Raw genomic sequence first — 20359 nt, forward strand, 5'->3', positions numbered from 1 at the left:
AAAGGCGAACAACGTGATATTGTTCGCCTTTTTTATATTCCAATGGAATAGATTAATTACAATCCACCGACTTCTCTTGGTGTTGCACGCATAGAGCTGCGGATTGTATTGCCCATCATATCCACTCTGGCTTGGAATGGTGGGAACGGTAATGGGATGCCATGCTCTGCAAAGGCTAAGAGAATATTTTGATGAATTTCATGTCTTGCTGGCATTCTGTGTCCCATCTCTGCGGCATAAACACGTAATTCAAAAATCTGAATACCTTGCTGTAAATCGACCAGATAAACCTCTGGTGCAGGGTTTTCTAAAATCATTGTAGAGCGTTTTGAGGCTTCTAATAACACATTTGTTACTTGCTCACTGTTACAGTCTGCTGGAGCAGGGATGGTCATTACGATACGAGTGACTGAATCTGAGAGTGACCAGTTAATAAATTGCTCTGTAATAAAAGCTTTGTTCGGTACGATAATTTCTTTTCTATCCCAGTCGGTTAAGGTAGTTGCCCGAGTGTTGATCTTAGAAATATTTCCAGTCAAATTCCGAATAGTGACGGTATCGCCAATACGGATTGGTTTTTCAAATAAGATCATCAAACCTGAAATGATGTTGGCAAAAATTTCTTGTAAGCCAAAACCTAATCCAACACCCATTGCCGCCACTAGCCACTGTAATTTTGACCACTCAATCCCTAATAAAGAGAAACCCACAATACTCCCAATTAAGGTGATGGTGTATTTGGTCATCGTGGTAATGGCGTAACCTGTACCTGGTGTTAAATCAAGATGCTGTAAAATGGCCAACTCAAGTAAAGCAGGGAGATTTCGTACTAATTGGGTTGTAATAATAATGACAAGGATTGCCACTAAAATAGAACCCATCGTAATAGGTTGCACCGTGTTAACACCATTTACCGATGAGGTGACGTCCCAAAGTCGGATATTATCAACGAAAGAGAACGCGGTGTTTAATTCAGACCACAATAAGATCATCGAGACTAATGCAATCATCGTTAGAATAGAGCGAACTAAACCAATGGATTGCGCACTGATAGTATCAAGGTCTATTTCTTGAGCTTCAATTTCAAGCCCTACTGTGCTCTCACCACTGCTCCCAACAATCGTATTTTCATCTTCACCTTTTGCACGCTGAGCCAGAATTTCTGCACGCTTTTGTTTAGCTCGTTCAAAGGCTAATTTTCGGCGCTGAATAAGCATCCATCGCTGAATAATGTGGTAGATAATCAGTAGAGCAAACCAAATGGCGACAGACATTTCTAAACGACCGAGTAAGACAATCGATGTAGAAAGGTAACCTAAGACGGCGGCTAAACCTGCAATAACCGGAGCAAGCAGTAAGAACCACCATAAAATGGTATTGATAAGGTTATCGCCAGATCCATGTTTATCTAGATAAAGTGGGACGTGAGCTTTTTTAAGGCTAGAGGTAATAAAGCTTAGGGCGATACAGAGCAGTAAGAAACAGAAACGACCAACCGTTGGCGCAAATTCTCTATCGCTATAATATTCAAAGGTAACTAATGACATCATCAGCGGAACGATGACAAAAATAGAAAGCTGGTAAAAGCGCATCGCTTTTTTAACACGGCTCTCTTTCCATTTAAATTGAGCAATAAATAGACCGTTATGACGTGCAAAGGTTGCACTTATCATAAATAACCACAGCACAGGTGCTGCTGCTGTGACTCCATATCCAATCGCTCCCGCCATTGGATAACGCCATTCAACACTTTGTAAGCCATAACCTACAGCAGACCATAACAGAGGTAATGGCAACGCAATTAAAATAGACCAAAAAACCGTGCGTATCGTCAGTGAAAAGTGATCTTGTGTGACTTTACCAATACGGTTGCTGACTCTTTCAAGAAATGCGTTGTAGTGTTTTCGAGTGCGCAGACTAAAGCCCACAATAGATAAAGTGACAAATAGGAACAAAAAGGTATCTTGATTTTTAAGCATGCTGACAGCCGCATGACCTAATTGTGAAAAGGTATCTAGCGAAAGCAATCGAGTGATATCTTTGACTAATAAAACCGGATAATTAAATTTGATGGGGCTGATATCAGCAACCCAGAACATATAACGGTTTGTGGCGTCTTTTGTCTCTTTTAATGCATCCGCTAATTGAGTTGTCGCCACTTTTAGTTTTGTTAACTCAAGAATTTGAGAGTCATAACCGGATAACAACGAATTCAATAATTCATGACGTGCTTGGATAAGAGAATCAAAAATATATTGCTGAGCTTCAGGCAATTTAGAGCCATCTGCGGTTTCTGGCGGCTGGATCTTACTTAAGTTTTCCAGCATATCCTCATAGCCTAAACGCTCGACACGTAACTGAATAATATCTCTATCAAGTTCTTGTGAACGAGGCATTTCAGGTAAGCGGGAAAGTTGTGTTCTTAATGCTTCACCTAATGCTGTGGAGCCACTTAACCACTGTGCTTGCTCTCGAATAGTGGTAAGCGTTTGGCGAACTTGTTGTGTCTGCTGGGTGGTAATGCGTTGTTTTTCTGATAACTCACTCATTTCCTGTGTTTGTTTATTCAGGATTTGAGAGAGTTCACGGTTAGTTTGGATCTGTTTTGTCAGAAACTCAGGGAGCTCACCACCTTTCTCCGCTAACATCTCTGTTTTTTCTAATGCCAGATCAGCCACTTCTTGGCGCTTTATATTTAATAAGCTGCGCAATTGTTGTAGTTGCACATCAAGACGCTGATAGCGTTTTTTAAATAATTCTAAGCGAAGGCGAGCAATTTCTTGGCGGTTATTAGCCGAAAGTTGTGCCATTTCAAGCTCATTAACCATTGCTTTACGTGCGGTGACTTCAGCTTGTGTTAGCTTATTTTGTGCCTCTGTTAACGGTGTTGTTGACGCACTGGCAGCCGCGAGTCTTGCTGTTGCATCGCTGAGTAAACGGCGCGCTTCAGAAAGCTGTTGGGGTAATAAGTTTAAAGATTCGCTAATTTCTCGGCTTTTATCTTGCTCTTGTTGCTGAAGCCTTGCTTGTTCCATTAATTGGCTACTGATTTGAATAATTTTCTGTTCTAAATCAGGGATGCTAATTTTTTCTGGAATAGTAGGAACAGCATGGCTTTCTTCTAGAAGTTTAGTTCTTAGCTCTTGCGTGATTTGAGGGTAATCATCAATGGTTTTTTGATAATTATCTGCATTCGTTTGCGCTTTTTCACCATCATTAATCCAATTGATAGTGCCTTGTAGCGCCTGAACTGCCTCAATATCTTGAGGATTGGTACTTCCTTCAAGTTGTTTAATATCTTGACGTAATTTCTCTACATCCGCTGATATTGCAGATGAGCTTAACGAAAGCGTCAAAAAGAGCGAGAAGAAAAGACTGATTATCAGGCGCACAAAGGTTACTCCGAATTACGTGTTATTCACTGATGGCATTATTGTCATTACCAGCGACATTGATGATGGAACCCAATTGTTCCCCCATTAATGTAACGGAGCCATTCATAAGATCTTTATTCAGTTGAACGGTATTTTCTGGGAAAAGGTTGATGACCGTTGAGCCTAACTTAAATCGACCCATTTCTTCACCTTTTTTCAAGAATATCGCTCCTGCTTTATCCGCTTGAGGATATGTCCAACGTTTAATAATACCTTCACGAGGTGGCGTTACCATGCCACACCAAACCGTTTCAATACTACCAACAATTGTTGCACCAACTAGAATTTGTATCATTGGACCAAATTGAGTTTCAAAGAGGCAAATAATACGTTCATTACGTGCAAATAAGTTAGGGACATTAGCCGCTGTTAATGGATTAACAGAGAAGAGATCGCCTGGAACATAAATCATCTCTTTTAATAAACCATCACAAGGCATGTGAACGCGGTGGTAATCACGAGGTGAAAGATAAGTCGTAATAAACTGACCATTACGGAATTTATCTGCCAGCATAAAATTACCTGCAAGTAACGCTTCAAGGGTGTAATGATGTCCTTTGGCTTGCAGAATTTGATCGTCTTGAATAAGACCGAGTTGGCTTACTGCGCCATCAGCAGGCAATGCGAGTTGGTCATCACCTTCGATAATAGGACGAGCGCCGTCTTTTAATGCACGAATAAAGAAATCGTTGAATGAAGAATAAGCTTGGAACTGGCTATCTTTTGCTTCATTCATATCGACTTTATAGGCTTTAGCAAAGGCTTTGATCGCAAATTGGGTAATTACACCCGCTTTTTTGTTTGCAAACCAACCTGCTAGCTGTGTGAGCCATAATTTAGGCAATAAATACTGTAGTTTAATTTTTAGCTTGTCCAAAATGGCAACCTCTGGGATTGAACGATAAAAAATAGACAAAAGGGGTCTATTGTACCTACCCTTAATAGGGTTGTCAGTGAATCAATTATTAAGAGTCTAAATTAATGTTCTTACGAACTTTCACCTGACTCATACTTTCTAAAATACGATGGTAATTTTCAAAGCGCGTTTCTGAGATCTCACCGTTATTTACGGCTTCACTAATTAGGCAACCTGGATCGTCTAAATGCTTACAATCGCGGAATTTACAACCACCAAGGTACGGTCTGAATTCAATAAACCCTTTTGTTACTTGTTCTGGTGTTAAATGCCAGAGACCAAATTCACGCACACCCGGCGAGTCAATGACATCTCCTCCTTGCGGGAAATGGTAAAGGCGTGATGCGGTGGTGGTATGCTGACCTAAACCTGAATTATCAGAAACCTGATTAACCAGAATGCTTTCTTCCATTGGTGGTAATAACGTATTGAGTAAGCTTGACTTTCCGACACCAGATTGCCCCGCAAAAATGGAGATACGGCCAATCAACTCTTGTGTCAATGCATCAAGACCTTCTTTGGTGTAGCTAGAGACTTCAAGAACACGATAACCAATATCTTTATAAGTTTGCATCCATTCACTGATAGTCTTACGGCTTTCCTCGTCTAACATATCGATTTTATTGAGTACAATCAGAGGCTCAACGTTTAAAGTCTCACATGCGACAAGGTAACGGTCGATAATATTTAAAGAAAGTTCAGGCAAAATAGCCGAAACGATAATAATTTGATCAATATTAGCAGCAATAGGCTTAATGCCATCATAATAGTCAGGACGAGTAAGTACTGAAGTTCGTTCGTGTACAGCTTCTACAATACCATTTACGCGGACATTTTCTTGTGTTTGTAGCGCAGGACGCCAAACAACTTTATCACCCGTTACCAGTGATGAAATTGTGCGTCGAATATTGCATCGTGTAATAGTGCCGTCAGTAGCTTCGATATCTGCATGTTGACCAAAACGGCTGATCACTAAGCCTTCGGTCGCTTCGCCTAATTGCGTATCGTCTAATTCAACGTGGTTTTTTTTCTCTTTGCTCTGCAAACGCTTTTTATGATTTTCTTGTACTCGGCGTTGCTGGCCTTTAGATAATTTACGTTTTGTCACCGATCCTCACTTGTATTATTCGGTTAGATGTTCTTCTGTCGTGCTTATTGAGTAAACGCGCTATGATAAACGCTAAAATATCATGTCTCACACTTAGAAACAGCTAGGATATATTATGTCAAAAAGCGAGAACAATCTGATCTGGATAGATCTGGAAATGACAGGTCTTGATCCTGAATGTGACCGTATCATCGAAATTGCCACTATCGTGACAGATCCTCAACTTAATATTTTAGCCGAAGGCCCTGTAATTGCAGTACACCAATCTGATGAACAATTAAGTTTAATGGATGAATGGAATACACGTACCCATACTGGTAGTGGCTTAGTTGAGCGCGTAAAAAACAGTTCATATGATGACAATTCAGCACAAAAAGCGACAATTGAATTCCTAGAAAAATGGGTACCAAAAGGCGTATCACCTATCTGTGGTAATAGTGTGGGGCAAGATAGGCGTTTTCTATACCGTTACATGCCAGAGCTAGAGCAATATTTTCACTACCGTTATCTTGATGTGAGTACATTAAAAGAATTAGCACGTCGTTGGAAACCTGAAATTTTAGAAGGTTTTGAGAAAAAGAATACTCATCAGGCATTGGATGATATTCGTGAGTCCATTGCAGAGCTAGCTTATTATCGTAAAACCTTTATTAAAGAGTAAAAAGCGTGCATTCATGATTGATATTGCATCATTGTGATGATTTTATCGGCATGTAATCAAAAAAACGTATTTTTTTGTTGATAAGGGCTTGCGGTTAAGCATTTTTCTCGTATAATGCGCTTCCCGTACCGATGAAGAATTTCGTTTGTACGGGTGTAAGAAAGACGCGGGAATAGCTCAGTTGGTAGAGCACAACCTTGCCAAGGTTGGGGTCGCGAGTTCGAGTCTCGTTTCCCGCTCCAATCTTTCTTAGGCAGTTATGAGTAGTGTTATGCGACGCGGGAATAGCTCAGTTGGTAGAGCACAACCTTGCCAAGGTTGGGGTCGCGAGTTCGAGTCTCGTTTCCCGCTCCAAATCTTTCACTTATAATTGTCAAAACTTACCAAATGCGGGAATAGCTCAGTTGGTAGAGCACAACCTTGCCAAGGTTGGGGTCGCGAGTTCGAGTCTCGTTTCCCGCTCCAAGTTTTTCTCTTCTAGTTTTATTCTTCTAATCAAAAATCAATACGTTATCCTAATAGTCTACGGCTAAGTAGCGCTTTCATATCTCGTCTACCATCAGTAATAACGTAAATAATAATTTGCCGAAATTTATGAATACCTAAAGTTTGTAACTCATAAGGTACAGTTGCTTTATTCGCTAGTCTAAAATATAACCAAAAAATCTTTATTTTTTCTCTCGCTTTTTTAAATATCGACTACACTGTTTTAGGGTGCAGATTAGGGAATTTTACTTAATACTCGTAAAGAGAGTGTGTTGGATTATTGTTCAAAAAAGAAAATGTCATTAATACATGTAAGATCAAGCTATTTTTTTGTGATCTATCTTTGATCTTTGCTTGCATTTCTATTTTGACAGCACTAGAATGTGCGCCTTTCCTCATTTAGAGGGGAAATTAGAGGCAAGATCATTTTTTAGGTTTTAGGCCTTTATTCTGTTAAACATGCATTGAATAGTATTTTAGAAAAAGAAAAGGGTTTCTCAGGCTTTTCTTTAAAAAAATGTGATATATATTCTACTATTCTTAAAATCTTCCCAAATCGATTTATCCACAGTGAGATGCTAATAACCACCGCATCTAAGCACTATTTATTTTTTTACTGCACAGAGTTATCCACAAGCACGTATCCTTAAGTGATAAGGATATTATTCTCTTCAACAAATTGATTGGATTTTATATCTAATTGATAACTAAGTTTATTTTAATTTTTTTAAATTTTGAGTCTTAGTTCGCTTGAATTTTTTTTTCATGTTGATAGGCAAGGGATTTTTATTTTATTCACAGAGGAAATTAATGGTTATTCGTAATGCGTTTATCCTGTTAAAAATTAAGCGTCACGAGGTAAGCCTTTAGTTATCGCCCTTACTAAGCGTTTTTGTTGTGAAGTCTGTATTTTTACTTCTTTTTCATTTCTCTTCGCTGTCTGCTGTGCAATCGCCCAGTTTAAATGTTCATCTAAAACATCACTCAATCCAAAGCGTTCTTGCAAGGCAAGTATAATTTTATCTTGATAAGGTGCATTTCCTAACGCCACGCTAATATTTCTAAGCCAACGTAAATAACCAATACGACGGATCGGCGAACCTTCAGTGATACGCAAAAATTTATCTTCATTCCATTGAAAGAGATCGAGTAATTCTGGGGTATGAAGTGCTCTTCTTGGTGAAAAATCTTCTTCGTCAGTCAGTGATGAAAAACGATTCCAAGGACAGATAAGCTGGCAATCATCACAACCATAAATGCGATTACCCATTAGAGGGCGAAATTCTTCAGGAATAGCACCATCGAGTTCGATAGTGAGATAAGAAATACAGCGACGAGCATCAATAGTATAAGGTTCAACAATGGCACCTGTCGGACAGGTTGTCATACAGGCGACACATTTACCGCATTGCTCTTCAACTGGGCTATCAATAGGTAACGGCAAATCAATCAGTAGTTCACCAAGGAAAAACCAAGAGCCTGCTTGATTATTAATAACAAGTGAGTGTTTACCAACCCAGCCAAGTCCTGCCTTAACAGCTAATGGGCGTTCCATAATAGGGGCTGAATCAACGAAAGGACGAAAGTTGACTACCCCTTGATATTCAAATTGCTGACAATATTGTGAAATTTTTTCGCCGAGTTTTTTAAGACGCTGCCTTAATACTTTGTGATAATCCCGACCAAGCGCATAACGGCTGATATAGCCTTGTTCTGGGTTATTTAAGGTTCGTGCAAAAGCCGCATCCGTGGGGAGATAATTCATTCTGACACTGATAACGCGTAATGTACCCGGAACCAGTTCATGAGGTCTGGCTCGTGTCATTCCATACTTTTCCATCCATGCCATTTCACCATGATATTGCTTATCTAACCAAGCTTGCAGGCGAGGTTCTTCAAGTGATAAGTCAGTATCACATATCCCTGTTTGTTGAAAACCTAGCTCAGAACCCCATAATTTAATGTTTTGAGCGAGAAGATTAAGATCGAGTGATGACATGAATAAACCGAATCAGTAGGTAAGAGGTGAGTCCTAAGAGCGCGCAGTGTATCATAGTGAGGCGGTAGGAAAAATCCTCGCAATAAATAGATTTATGGTATGGTTATTTGATAGTAATTTCGATAACTATTTGCCTTAAGAAAACATATAAAGCTTAGTATTTGATGTTCTCCAACGATCTCTCTTTATTAAGCCGTTATAACTTAACAATAGATTATATAAATATGAAAGAATGGGTTGTTACATTAGAAGATGAAGCGGCAACAGTTGAACTAGGGCGTACTGTTGCAATAGCGACGGATCATAGCGGATTGATCATTTATTTATATGGCGATCTTGGTGCTGGAAAAACAACCTTTAGCCGAGGCTTTTTACAAGCGCTTGGTCATCAAGGGCATGTTAAAAGCCCAACATATACATTAGTTGAGCCTTATATGCTTTCGCCAAATCCCGTTTATCATTTTGATCTCTATCGTTTAGCTTCCGCTGAAGAGCTGGAATTTATGGGAATACGCGACTATTTTGAACAAGATGCGTTATGTCTTGTTGAATGGCCATCTCAAGGCGAAGGCTTTTTACCCAACGCAGATTTAGAACTTCATTTAAGCTACGAAGATGAAGGTCGAAAAGCGCGTTTTGTTGCCCTTTCACCAAGAGGGAACACTGTTTTATCCCGTATTCAGTCTGCATAAAGGAATATTGATTATGTCGAGTCTCATCACTACTGTGAGTCAAAGTCAGCGCTATGTTGTTGCCTTTCTGTTGGTTGTTTTGTCTTTATTTTTTGTGCAAATAGCACAAGCCGCTACTGTGACAGAAGTAAAAGCAGAAAACGGTATTTCAGCAACAACCCTTACATTTACTTTTAGTGATGGGAAGCCTAGTTATCGATATTACTCATTAAAAAGTCCTGACCGTTTGGTGATGGACTTTAAACAGGGTACAAAAATCACGGGATTACCAGTAACATTAGGCAATGGGCAGTTAGTCCATAAAATTCGCTCAACGCAATCAAAAGATAGCCAATACCAAAGTATGGTCGTGGAGCTTGCTCAGCCTGTTGTGGTGACTGAAAGTTTGATGAATGTAAGTGGTGGCTATAAGTTAGTGCTTACTATCAAAGCTATGAATGCTCGACAAAATAGCAATGCCCAATCGACAGTAAGTGTTGTTGCGTTATCACCAACTGCAACAGCAACGACATCACATTCAAGTGCAAATACAAATCGGGAAATGGCGCCTTTAATGACTAAGCCAGTAACCGAGGTTACGCCTGTTGTTCCCATTGCAAAACCACGCACCACACCTTCAAAACCGCAAGCAGGCTCTCGCCAAATTATTATTGCGATAGATGCGGGTCATGGTGGGCAAGATCCCGGTGCGATTGGTCAGAAAGGTAATCGTGAAAAAGACGTGACGCTAAGTGTGGCAAGAAAGTTAGAAGCTCGCTTACGTAATGATCCTATGTTTAAGCCTGTTCTAACACGCAGCGGCGATTATTTTATCTCAGTTGCGGGGCGTTCTGAAGTCGCCCGTAAGCAAAGTGCAAATATGTTAGTGTCTATTCATGCAGACTCAGCACCCAATCGTAGTGCAAGAGGCGCTTCTGTATGGGTGCTTTCTAATCGTCGTGCAAACAGTGAATTAGGTAAGTGGCTTGAGCAAAGCGAGAAACAATCTGAATTACTCGGTGGTGCGGGTGATGCATTAGACGGGGCTGATCCTTATTTAAGCCAAACAGTACTCGATTTACAGTTTGGTAATTCACAGCGAGTGGGTTATGACGTTGCCGTTGCTGTATTGTCTGAACTAAGAAAAGTGGGTTCACTACATAAGAAAACACCAGAGCATGCAAGCTTAGGTGTTTTACGTTCACCCGATATCCCTTCAATTTTAGTTGAAACAGGCTTTATCAGTCATGCGTCAGAAGAGCAATTACTGATTTCTGATGCTTATCAAGAGAAACTTGCGGCATCTATTCACGCTGGTTTAAGAAATTATTTTCTGGCTCACCCTTTACAAAACGCGCCTAATTGATTGAGTAGAATGGAATAAAGGTAATGGCGATAAATTTATTACCTCCTCAGCTTGCAAACCAAATTGCCGCAGGGGAAGTTGTTGAAAGACCCGCCTCTGTTGTTAAAGAGTTGCTGGAAAATAGTTTAGACGCAGGCGCGACCTCAATTGATATTGATATCGATAAAGGTGGCGCCAAGCTAATTCGCATTCGTGATAATGGATGCGGTATCAATCGTGATGATTTGAAGTTAGCACTTGCTCGCCATGCAACTAGCAAAATATCAAGTCTTGACGATCTCGAAGCCATAATGAGTATGGGTTTTCGTGGAGAAGCATTAGCGAGCATTAGCTCAGTTTCTCGTTTAACGCTGACATCGCGTACTCAAGATCAAGAAGAGGCATGGCAAGCTTACGCCGAAGGCCGAGATATGGCTGTGACGGTTAAGCCTGCGGCTCATCCCGTAGGAAGTACGGTTGAAGTCCTTGATCTGTTTTATAACACGCCAGCAAGGCGTAAGTTTTTACGTACTGAAAAAACAGAGTTTGCACATATTGATGAAGTGGTGCGCCGCATTGCGTTATCGCGCTTTGATGTCTCCATCAATCTTACTCATAACGGTAAACGTGTTCGGCAATACCGTGCAGTGAAAGATGAAAGTCAGCAAAATCGCCGTTTGAGTGCGATTTGTGGTAATAATTTTGTCAACCAATCAATGCAGTTATCGTGGGAACATGGTGATTTAGCAATAAAAGGTTGGGTAGAACATCCTTTATCACCTGTGCAAAGTAGTGAAATTCAGTATTGTTATGTGAATGGACGAATGATGCGTGATAGATTGATTAATCATGCTATTCGTCAAGCCTATGATGGGTATTTACAAGGAGAGCAGCAACCCTCTTACATCTTGTATTTAAGCGTTGATCCTCACCAAGTTGATGTTAACGTCCATCCTGCTAAACATGAAGTTCGCTTCCATGAGTCTCGTTTGGTTCATGATTTTATCTATCAAGGTGTGCTGAGTGTTTTACGACAAGCAACGCAAGAGTCTTTATCACTCACTTCAGATGATGAAGAAGAACACGAAACAGCGTTAAACTTTCCTGAAAATCGTCAAGTTGCGGGTGAAAACGTATTTTCTCAGCCTTATCAAGCACCCGTAGCTCAAACTCCGAAAAATACATCATCATCACACCAATTCAGTGAACGAGAGCACAACAATAACTCACCTCAAAAGCAAGCCTCTCAATTTGGAGATCGTCGTCAGTTTGGTGAGAGCTATCAACGGACACAAGGCGCGCTTTATCAAAAAATGATGCAAGAAAGTATCTCTACATCAAAAGATAAAGAGAAAATACCACTATTTCCTGACCGTGCCCCATTGAATTTAGGTGAAATCGTTCATACAACTAATAATATCGAAGAAGATACTATTTCGGTGATGCCTCGTTCTGTCAATGCGAAAGATGGACGAACTGATTATACTTTTGGGCGAGTATTGGCAATTTATCAGCACAAATATGCGTTAATAGAATCTTCACAAGGTCTTGGGTTGTTATCATTGGAAGAAGCAGATTTTCTGTTAAAATGTGCGCAATTACTGCCTAAAGATGAAACATTGAAGCCACAACCTTTGCTAGTGCCTTTAAAGTTGGCATTGAGTAAAGAGGAGATTAGCGTATTCAATCAGTTTCAATCGCTAATCAGTCATTTCGGGATCGTTATCGAAATTTCTCACGGTAAAGCAACAATACATGCTGTGTCGTTACCTTTGCGCCAGCAAAATTTACCTATGTTACTGACAGCATTATTAGCCTATTTGTCAGCAGAGCAATCTTGTACCGAGCAACAACTTGGACAGTGGTTTGCAAAACAATTAGGTGCAGAGCAAGCACAGTGGTCGCAAGCTCAAGCAGTAGGACTATTGGCTGATATTGAAAGACTTTGTCCGCAATATGTCAGACGGCCAGCAAAAAACTTATTACAATTAATAGAATTACAACCGGTGGTAGCGGCATTAAATAATGAGCGAAGTAAACACGCAAATAAAACCTAAAGCAATTTTCCTAATGGGGCCTACAGCGTCAGGTAAAACGGCATTAGCAATTGCACTAAGACAAAAGTTGCCTGTAGATATTATTAGTGTGGACTCTGCGCTTATCTATCGTGGTATGGATATTGGTACTGCAAAGCCAGATGCGACAGAGCAATCGCTTGCGCCACATCGATTAATTGATATTCTAGACCCCGCATTACCCTATTCCGCAGCTGATTTTCGACGTGATGCATTAAATGCCATGGAAGAAATTACCGCAGCTGGGCGAATTCCACTATTAGTGGGCGGGACTATGCTATATTTTAAAGCGTTACTTGAAGGTCTATCGCCTTTACCCAGTGCAAATCCTGATGTTCGTGCTGAAATAGAGAAAAAAGCAGCAGAACAAGGGTGGGAGGCAATACATAAAGAGTTAGCATTAGTTGATCCTGTTGCAGCACAACGGATCCATCCTAATGATCCTCAACGACTTTCTCGTGCACTAGAAGTTTACCTGATTTCAGGTAAGACAATGACAGAATTGACAAAAATATCAGGCGAGTCTTTGCCCTATGATGTTTATCAATTTGCGATTGCTCCGAAAGATAGAAATGTTCTTCACCAACGCATTGAAGCTCGTTTTAAACAGATGTTAACGTGTGGATTTGAAGATGAAGTAAAATCATTATATGAACGGGGCGATCTGCATGAAGATTTACCTTCTGTACGTTGTGTCGGTTATCGCCAGATGTGGTCATATTTATCTGGCGAAATAGATTATGATGAGATGGTTTATCGAGGGATCTGCGCTACCCGGCAATTAGCGAAGCGACAAATCACCTGGTTAAGAGGTTGGAATGACATTCACTGGCTTGATAGTGAAGATCCAAAACAATCTCTTGACACTGTTTTGCAGGTAGTTAGTGCATAGATGGTAGGTTTGTGTAAAATTGATAGTTGCCAAAGCGCAATTTTTGAGTAGTTCATTTTTCGAACCAATTGGGTTCTAATATAAAACAACAAAATAAGGAAAACATAGAATGGCTAAGGGGCAATCTTTGCAAGATCCTTTCCTGAACGCATTACGTCGTGAAAGGGTTCCCGTTTCTATCTATTTGGTAAACGGCATTAAATTGCAGGGTCAGATCGAATCTTTTGACCAATTTGTTATTTTGCTGAAAAACACAGTAAGTCAGATGGTATACAAACATGCTATCTCTACCGTGGTACCTTCGCGTCCTGTTTCTCATCATAGCAATACAGGCACGAACCAAACTGGTACAGGCTACAATGGTGGTGCTGCTCAGCAGGATGATGTTGCAGAGTAATAATTCAATATTATTCTTGATATAAGAAAAACATAGGTAGGGAGACTTTACCTATGTTTTTTCCTGTTTTTATAAAGTCCAAGAGGTTTCGCCTTTGTTTGATCGTTATGAAGGTGGCGAATTAGCCGTTTTAGTGCACGTATTCTTTTCTCAAGAAAAGAACGTTGATGATTTGCAAGAATTTGAATCTTTGGTGACATCTGCGGGTGTTAAACCGGTTCAGATTATTACAGGAAATCGTAAAGCACCTCATCCTAAATATTATGTGGGTGAAGGTAAGGCAGAAGAAATTGCCGAGGCTGTAAAAGCAAGTGGTGCAGATGTTGTTTTATTTAATCATGCACTGACACCTGCACAAGAGCGAAATCTGGAAAGACTTTGTGAATGCCGTGTGGTTGATCGCACGGGAGTTATCCTTGATATCTTTGCTCAAAGAGCAAGAACTCATGAAGGAAAGCTACAGGTAGAACTCGCCCAGTTACGTCACTTATCAACCCGTTTAGTCAGAGGGTGGACTCACCTTGAAAGACAAAAAGGGGGGATCGGGTTACGAGGACCAGGCGAAACTCAGCTAGAAACAGACCGCCGCTTACTCCGAGGTAAAATTAGTCAAATTCTAATGCGATTGGGTAGGGTTGAGCGTCAGCGTGAACAAGGACGGCAAGCGCGGAGTAAAGCTGATATTCCAACATTATCCCTTGTTGGTTACACGAATGCAGGGAAATCGAGTTTATTTAATCTCATTACCTGTTCTGATGTGTATGCAGCAGATCAGCTCTTTGCAACATTAGATCCGACACTAAGACGTATTCAAGTTGATGATGTGGGAACCGTTGTATTAGCCGATACTGTTGGATTTATTCGACATTTACCTCACGATCTTGTTGCTGCTTTTAAAGCGACTTTGCAAGAAACACGAGAAGCGACCTTACTTCTTCATGTTATTGATGCAGCAGATAGCCGTTTTGAGGAAAATATTCATGCCGTTGAAAGTGTATTAGAAGAGATTGATGCTCAAGAAATACCAACACTGCATGTTATGAACAAAATTGATCTTCTTGAAGACTTCACTCCAAGAATTGATCGAAATGAAGAAAACTTACCCGTTAGGGTTTGGGTTTCTGCACAAACAGGCGAAGGTATTCCTCTGTTGTATCAGGCGTTGACAGAACGTCTTTCAGGTGAGATCGCACACTTTGAATTACGTTTACCGCCAGAAAATACAGGGCGCTTACGTAGTCGTTTTTATCAATTACAGTCGATAGAACGTGAATGGATTGAAAAAGACGGTAAAGTTGGGCTAATCATACGTATGCCTATGGTAGACTGGCGCCGCCTTTGCAAGCAGGAACCAAATTTATTGGATTACGTGGTCTGAAACTCGGCCATAATAATGAACATTAACTGAGAGCTGGCGACGAAATCGGCTCTTAAGCCTGATAAATCTAATCATAATAATGGAGCTAGAACATGGCGTGGAATCAGCCCGGTAACAACGGACAAGACCGCGACCCGTGGGGTAACCGAAACAGCGGCAATAATAATGGCGATGGCAACGGTAACTCTAACGGCAATCAAGGAGGTCGGAATCGCGGAGCATCAGATCTCGATGATATGTTCCGTAAACTGAGTGAAAAGCTTGGTGGTTTCGGCGGTAAAAAAGGTGGAAACTCCTCTTCTGGGCAAAATGGCGGTCCTCGTAGTAATGCTGGAAATCTTTTGATTTCTCTTGCATTAGGTGCGGTAGTCGTGGTTTGGGCTGCAAGTGGTTTTTATACCATCAAAGAGGCAGAACAAGGTGTAGTGACTCGTTTTGGTAAATTTTACCAAATCGTTGAACCTGGTCTGAACTGGAAACCGACTTTCATTGATGAAGTTCAGCCTGTTAACGTAAAAACTATCCGTGATTTAACTACGGGTGGCATGATGTTAACGTCAGATGAAAACATGGTTCAAGTTGAGATAAACGTGCAGTATGTTGTCTCCGATCCAGAAACATTCCTGTTTAACCTGACAACACCAATTAACAGCTTAGGTCAGGCAACTGACAGCGCAGTACGTGGCGTTATTGGTCGTTCAGAAATGGAAAAAATTCTGACTTCTAACCGTTCAGAAATTCGTGACCAAACACGTCAAGAATTAGAAGAGACTATCCGTCCTTATAACATGGGTATCTCGATTGTGGACGTCAACTTCCAAGTTGCTCGCCCACCAGAAGCGGTAAAAGCGGCATTCGATGACGTAATCGCTGCCCGTGAAGAAGAACAAAAAACAATTCGTCAAGCTGAAGCGTATAAAAACGAAGTGTTACCGTTAGCAAAAGGTAACGCGCAACGTATGATTGAAGAAGCGACGGCTTATAAAACCAGTGTGGTGATGAAAGCAGAAGGTGAGGTAGCAAGCTTTGCTAAAATCTTACCTGAATATCGTGCTGCTCCTGAAATTACTCGCGAGCGTCTTTACATTGAAACGATGGAAAAAGTGCTATCAAAAACACGTAAAGTTATCGCTAATGATAAAGGTAACAGCATGTTAGTGCTGCCTTTAGAGCAAATGTTACGTCAGCAACCTCAATCTACACCATCGAATACGTTTGAGGCGCCAGCTCGTGTAACGGCACCTGCTCCAGCTGCAAATCCAGCACCGACACAAAAACCAGCGACAACGACTTATGGTAATGGTGGATATGGTAGTAATAATGGCGGTTATGGTCAGCCTTACGGCAATAATCAAGGAGGACAATAATCATGCGTAAAGTTATCGCTGTTGTTGCAGTTATTATTTTAGCGTTGTTGTACTCTTCTGTATTTGTCGTTCAACAGTATGAGCGTGGTATTATTTTACGCTTTGCGAAAGTTGTACGTGATGCTGAAAATAAACCTGTTGTTTATGAACCTGGTCTTCACTTTAAAATTCCATTTATTGAGAATGTGAAAAAACTGGATGCGCGTATTCAAACTATGAATATCCAGCAAGACCGTTTCTTATCAGGCGAGAATAAAGACTTATTAGTCGACTCTTATCTGAAATGGCGTATCAGTGATTTCAGCACCTACTATCTGGCAACAGGTGGTGGTAATACAACGCAAGCGGAAACATTACTGCGTCGTAAATTCAGTGACCGCTTACGTTCTGAGATTGGTCGTATGAGCGTAAACCAAATTATTACGGATTCTCGTGGTCGTTTAACCATTGATGTTCGTAATGCACTGAATGAAGGTACTCCATCTCGTGATTCAAGTGCTGCTGATGATGCGATTGCCATTGCTGCGAAGAAAGTAGCTGAAGAAACCAAAGGTCAAGCGCCTGCTATCAATATGAACAGTATGGCGGCTTTAGGTATTGAAGTGATTGACGTTCGAATCAAGCAAATAAACTTACCTATGGAAGTTTCTGAGGCGATTTATCAGCGCATGCGTGCAGAGCGTGAAGCCGTTGCTCGTCGTCACCGCTCTCAAGGTCAAGAGCAAGCTGTGAAAATTCGCGCAGCTGCGGATAAGACCGTAACAGAGACACTTGCTGAATCTGAGCGTGAATCATTACGTCTTCGCGGTGAAGGTGATGCTCAAGCGACTAAACTGTTTGCTGATGCGTTCAACCAAGATCCAGACTTCTATGCCTTCATTCGTAGCTTACGTGCTTATGAAAAGAGCTTTAACCAAGATGGCAATGACGTCATGGTGTTAAGCCCAGATAGCGATTTCTTACGCTATATGAAAGCACCAACAAAAGCGCGAGCGATTGAAGAGTAATTTCCAAACGTATTAAACCGTTTGAGTAAATAATAAAATCCTCCACCTTAAAAAGTGGGGGATTTTTTTTGATATCAATAAGATAAAGCGAGTAATCTAGCTAAGAAATAAATAATTGTGCATAAAAAGATGAAAATTTACGCTTAATGGTTTCCAAAATGGTTTTAGCTGGGATAGTATAAAGTGAAAATTGCATTTCAAGATAAACCTTCGGCAATTCCGAAGCGTCTTCTTCGCCATTTTCACTTTTATGTCACTCTGCTTCCTGTTTTTGCGATCAAAACTGTTGATAAAATTCACAATACGTTTGTGATGCGGATTTTTCGGGCAAAAATATTGACAATGGCAAGATAATCTATTGCTTAAAAGCGGGGATGACATAATTAGATAAAATCTACTGTAACTCTTGAATTGAGATGGTAGAATCCTTTTTTAAGCAACCGAGTGTATTTTGAAATGAGTAATAACGTTGTCGTATTGGGCACCCAGTGGGGTGACGAAGGCAAAGGCAAGATAGTCGATTTGCTGACAGAACGCGCTAAATATGTTGTTCGCTACCAAGGTGGCCATAACGCAGGCCACACTCTAGTCATCGACGGTGAAAAAACCGTTCTTCATTTAATCCCATCAGGCATTCTCCGTGAAAATGTTGTTAGCATCATAGCAAACGGTGTCGTTTTATCGCCAGAAGCCCTGATGAAGGAAATGACTCAACTTGAAGATCGTGGCATTCCTGTTCGTTCTCGTTTACTTCTATCTGAAGCTTGCCCGTTAATCCTTCCTTATCACATCGCATTAGACAATGCGCGTGAAAAAGCGCGTGGCGAAAAAGCTATCGGTACAACAGGTCGTGGTATCGGTCCTGCTTACGAAGATAAAGTTGCTCGTCGCGGTTTACGTGTTGGCGATCTGTTTGATAAAAAAGCGTTTGCACAAAAACTCAAAGAAATCATCGAATACCATAACTTCCAACTGGTGAACTACTACAAAGTTGAACCTGTTGATTACCAAAAAACCTTAGATGATATCATGGCAATCGCTGATATTCTGACAGGTATGGTTGTTGATGTTTCAGACTTACTGTACAAAGCAACACAAAACGGTGAGTTAGTGATGTTTGAAGGTGCACAAGGTACTTTATTAGACATCGACCACGGTACTTATCCGTATGTAACCTCTTCAAACACAACCGCTGGTGGTGTGGCAACAGGTTCAGGCTTAGGCCCTCGCTATGTTGGTTACGTATTAGGGATCATCAAAGCTTACTCTACTCGTGTAGGTGCAGGTCCATTCCCAACTGAATTGTTTGATGAAGTGGGTGACTTCTTACGTGAGAAAGGCCAAGAATTTGGTGCAACTACAGGCCGTAGCCGTCGTACTGGCTGGTTAGATATCATCGCTATTCGTCGCGCTGTTCAAATCAACTCACTGTCTGGTTTCTGTATGACTAAACTGGATGTGTTAGATGGTCTGAAAGAAGTGAAACTGTGTGTTGGTTATCGTTTACCAAATGGTGAAGTGATTGATACAACACCTTTAGCAGCTGATGATTGGGAAGGTATCGAGCCTATCTACGAATCAATGCCAGGTTGGAACGAAAGTACTTTTGGTGTGAAAGATCATGCTCAACTGCCACAAGCAGCGCTGAACTACATCAAACGTGTAGAAGAACTGACAGGTGTTCCTGTTGATATCGTTTCTACTGGTCCAGACCGTTCAGAAACCATCATTCTCCGTCATCCATTTGATGCATAATTTGCATTAAATTGGTTTGATGTGAACATCGTCCCTGAAAATGACAGGGGCGATTTTTTCGTATCTGTTTGTTGGTTAAATTGAGATAAAAATACGTGTTACACATAAGATAAGACAGCTTTACACTCGGTTTTGCTTCTGTTCTATCAGTAACGCGTAAAAAACAGTAAGACAATGTTATTGTTGTAATATCAGAAATAAGAAAGCGATCTGTTGAAAATCGACAGTATCGCTTTTTCTTTGTCTGTGATATCGCTATTATTTTGTTAATAGTCAAGTGAGAGACGGAAATAACTCACTTTTGAGCATATCTTTGCTAAATGTCCAAAAATTAAACATAATATTGCTTAATAAAATGATATTCTCATTAATAATTACTGATCCCTTAACGACTTTAATAGGGAAAACCACTTTTCAGAGGTCATTGTGCAATTAACCAGTTTTACAGATTATGGATTGCGGGCATTGATATATATGGCTTCACTGCCAGAAGGCAAAATGACGAGTATCACTGAAGTGACACAAGTCTATGGTGTCTCGCGTAACCATATGGTGAAAATTATTAATCAACTTAGCCATTTAGGTTTTGTTGAGGCTATTCGCGGTAAAAATGGAGGGATCCGTTTAGGCAAGCCTGCAACAAACATCATCGTGGGTGAGGTTGTTCGTGCTTTAGAGCCACTTTCATTAGTAAACTGTAGTGCTGAGTTTTGCCACATTACCCCAGCTTGTCGACTAAAACTGGTGTTAAATCAGGCAATTGAGCAGTTTTTGAAAGAGTTAGACCGTCACACACTCGCCGAGCTAGTTGAAAATAATAGCTCCTTATATAAATTGTTATTAGAAGATGTTTGAGTCTACTATTTCA

Annotated in this window: 15 protein-coding genes and 3 tRNA genes; 14 read left to right on the plus strand and 4 right to left on the minus strand. The window is 40.7% G+C overall.

What is annotated here, in order from left to right; translation table 11 throughout:
• Positions 1 to 56: 56 nt before the first annotated feature.
• From mscM to rsgA, 3 genes are all read right to left on the minus strand, one after another.
• Positions 57 to 3392 (minus strand): miniconductance mechanosensitive channel MscM, encoded by a 3336-nt coding sequence (mscM, locus tag JEP36_RS11995; protein WP_198630248.1) that lies wholly within the window; start codon positions 3390 to 3392, stop codon positions 57 to 59.
• 22 nt (positions 3393 to 3414) lie between these two features.
• A complete protein-coding gene (gene asd / locus JEP36_RS12000; RefSeq protein WP_151436684.1) occupies positions 3415 to 4311 on the minus strand; it encodes an archaetidylserine decarboxylase in 897 nt (298 codons plus the stop codon).
• A gap of 88 nt (positions 4312 to 4399) precedes the next feature.
• Entirely contained in the window at positions 4400 to 5458 is a 1059-nt protein-coding gene (gene rsgA, locus JEP36_RS12005) for a small ribosomal subunit biogenesis GTPase RsgA (protein ID WP_198630249.1), read from the minus strand.
• 115 nt (positions 5459 to 5573) lie between these two features.
• Between rsgA and orn the strand changes: the two genes are divergently transcribed.
• The 4 genes from orn (at position 5574) to JEP36_RS12025 (ending at position 6584) form a co-directional block, all read left to right on the plus strand.
• Complete coding sequence (gene orn / locus JEP36_RS12010) at positions 5574 to 6119, plus strand: oligoribonuclease (RefSeq protein WP_109372712.1); 546 nt, start codon at positions 5574 to 5576, stop codon at positions 6117 to 6119.
• Positions 6120 to 6285: 166 nt separating this feature from the next.
• Positions 6286 to 6361: transfer RNA gene (locus JEP36_RS12015), tRNA-Gly, on the plus strand.
• Positions 6362 to 6397: 36 nt separating this feature from the next.
• A tRNA-Gly gene (locus tag JEP36_RS12020) sits at positions 6398 to 6473 on the plus strand.
• Between the two features lie 35 nt (positions 6474 to 6508).
• Positions 6509 to 6584, plus strand: a tRNA-Gly gene (locus JEP36_RS12025).
• A gap of 865 nt (positions 6585 to 7449) precedes the next feature.
• Here JEP36_RS12025 and queG read toward each other — a convergent pair.
• Positions 7450 to 8604 (minus strand): tRNA epoxyqueuosine(34) reductase QueG, encoded by a 1155-nt coding sequence (gene queG, locus JEP36_RS12030; protein WP_109372709.1) that lies wholly within the window; start codon positions 8602 to 8604, stop codon positions 7450 to 7452.
• Between the two features lie 224 nt (positions 8605 to 8828).
• Between queG and tsaE the strand changes: the two genes are divergently transcribed.
• The 10 genes from tsaE (at position 8829) to nsrR (ending at position 20346) form a co-directional block, all read left to right on the plus strand.
• A complete protein-coding gene (gene tsaE, locus JEP36_RS12035) occupies positions 8829 to 9296 on the plus strand; it encodes a tRNA (adenosine(37)-N6)-threonylcarbamoyltransferase complex ATPase subunit type 1 TsaE (RefSeq protein WP_198620234.1) in 468 nt (155 codons plus the stop codon).
• Between the two features lie 13 nt (positions 9297 to 9309).
• Positions 9310 to 10641 (plus strand): N-acetylmuramoyl-L-alanine amidase, encoded by a 1332-nt coding sequence (locus tag JEP36_RS12040; protein WP_198630250.1) that lies wholly within the window; start codon positions 9310 to 9312, stop codon positions 10639 to 10641.
• Positions 10642 to 10664: 23 nt separating this feature from the next.
• Positions 10665 to 12677 carry a DNA mismatch repair endonuclease MutL gene (gene mutL, locus JEP36_RS12045; protein ID WP_198630251.1) on the plus strand — a complete coding sequence of 671 codons (2013 nt, stop codon included), beginning with the start codon at positions 10665 to 10667 and terminating at the stop codon, positions 12675 to 12677.
• The gene (gene miaA, locus JEP36_RS12050; protein WP_196533568.1) at positions 12646 to 13587 is read left to right on the plus strand and encodes a tRNA (adenosine(37)-N6)-dimethylallyltransferase MiaA; all 942 of its coding nucleotides are present in this window, start codon (positions 12646 to 12648) and stop codon (positions 13585 to 13587) included. Before mutL ends, miaA begins: the two co-directional genes overlap by 32 nt.
• A 109-nt stretch (positions 13588 to 13696) precedes the next feature.
• A complete protein-coding gene (hfq, locus tag JEP36_RS12055) occupies positions 13697 to 13984 on the plus strand; it encodes an RNA chaperone Hfq (protein WP_075672788.1) in 288 nt (95 codons plus the stop codon).
• A gap of 94 nt (positions 13985 to 14078) precedes the next feature.
• Positions 14079 to 15362 carry a ribosome rescue GTPase HflX gene (hflX, locus tag JEP36_RS12060; RefSeq protein WP_198630252.1) on the plus strand — a complete coding sequence of 428 codons (1284 nt, stop codon included), beginning with the start codon at positions 14079 to 14081 and terminating at the stop codon, positions 15360 to 15362.
• Positions 15363 to 15454: 92 nt separating this feature from the next.
• Positions 15455 to 16729: an FtsH protease activity modulator HflK gene (hflK, locus tag JEP36_RS12065; protein WP_198620231.1), complete on the plus strand. Its 1275-nt coding sequence runs from the start codon at positions 15455 to 15457 to the stop codon at positions 16727 to 16729.
• A gap of 2 nt (positions 16730 to 16731) precedes the next feature.
• The gene (gene hflC, locus JEP36_RS12070; RefSeq protein WP_075672791.1) at positions 16732 to 17736 is read left to right on the plus strand and encodes a protease modulator HflC; all 1005 of its coding nucleotides are present in this window, start codon (positions 16732 to 16734) and stop codon (positions 17734 to 17736) included.
• Between the two features lie 456 nt (positions 17737 to 18192).
• Positions 18193 to 19491: an adenylosuccinate synthase gene (locus tag JEP36_RS12075; protein ID WP_099076371.1), complete on the plus strand. Its 1299-nt coding sequence runs from the start codon at positions 18193 to 18195 to the stop codon at positions 19489 to 19491.
• Positions 19492 to 19917: 426 nt separating this feature from the next.
• Positions 19918 to 20346: a nitric oxide-sensing transcriptional repressor NsrR gene (nsrR, locus tag JEP36_RS12080; protein WP_109372704.1), complete on the plus strand. Its 429-nt coding sequence runs from the start codon at positions 19918 to 19920 to the stop codon at positions 20344 to 20346.
• Positions 20347 to 20359: the final 13 nt, after the last annotated feature.

The sequence above is a fragment of the Proteus sp. PR00208 genome, from assembly GCF_016238545.1.
In the GTDB taxonomy this organism is placed as follows: domain Bacteria; phylum Pseudomonadota; class Gammaproteobacteria; order Enterobacterales; family Enterobacteriaceae; genus Proteus.

Bases quoted from the DNA above. Each gene is read 5' to 3' on its own strand.
- orn (WP_109372712.1), top strand. From the start codon at position 5,574: ATGTCAAAAAGCGAGAACAATCTGATCTGGATAGATCTGGAAATGACA.
- queG (WP_109372709.1), bottom strand. From the start codon at position 8,604: ATGTCATCACTCGATCTTAATCTTCTCGCTCAAAACATTAAATTATGG.
- tsaE (WP_198620234.1), top strand. From the start codon at position 8,829: ATGAAAGAATGGGTTGTTACATTAGAAGATGAAGCGGCAACAGTTGAA.
- JEP36_RS12040 (WP_198630250.1), top strand. From the start codon at position 9,310: ATGTCGAGTCTCATCACTACTGTGAGTCAAAGTCAGCGCTATGTTGTT.
- mutL (WP_198630251.1), top strand. From the start codon at position 10,665: ATGGCGATAAATTTATTACCTCCTCAGCTTGCAAACCAAATTGCCGCA.
- miaA (WP_196533568.1), top strand. From the start codon at position 12,646: ATGAGCGAAGTAAACACGCAAATAAAACCTAAAGCAATTTTCCTAATG.
- hfq (WP_075672788.1), top strand. From the start codon at position 13,697: ATGGCTAAGGGGCAATCTTTGCAAGATCCTTTCCTGAACGCATTACGT.
- hflK (WP_198620231.1), top strand. From the start codon at position 15,455: ATGGCGTGGAATCAGCCCGGTAACAACGGACAAGACCGCGACCCGTGG.
- hflC (WP_075672791.1), top strand. From the start codon at position 16,732: ATGCGTAAAGTTATCGCTGTTGTTGCAGTTATTATTTTAGCGTTGTTG.
- JEP36_RS12075 (WP_099076371.1), top strand. From the start codon at position 18,193: ATGAGTAATAACGTTGTCGTATTGGGCACCCAGTGGGGTGACGAAGGC.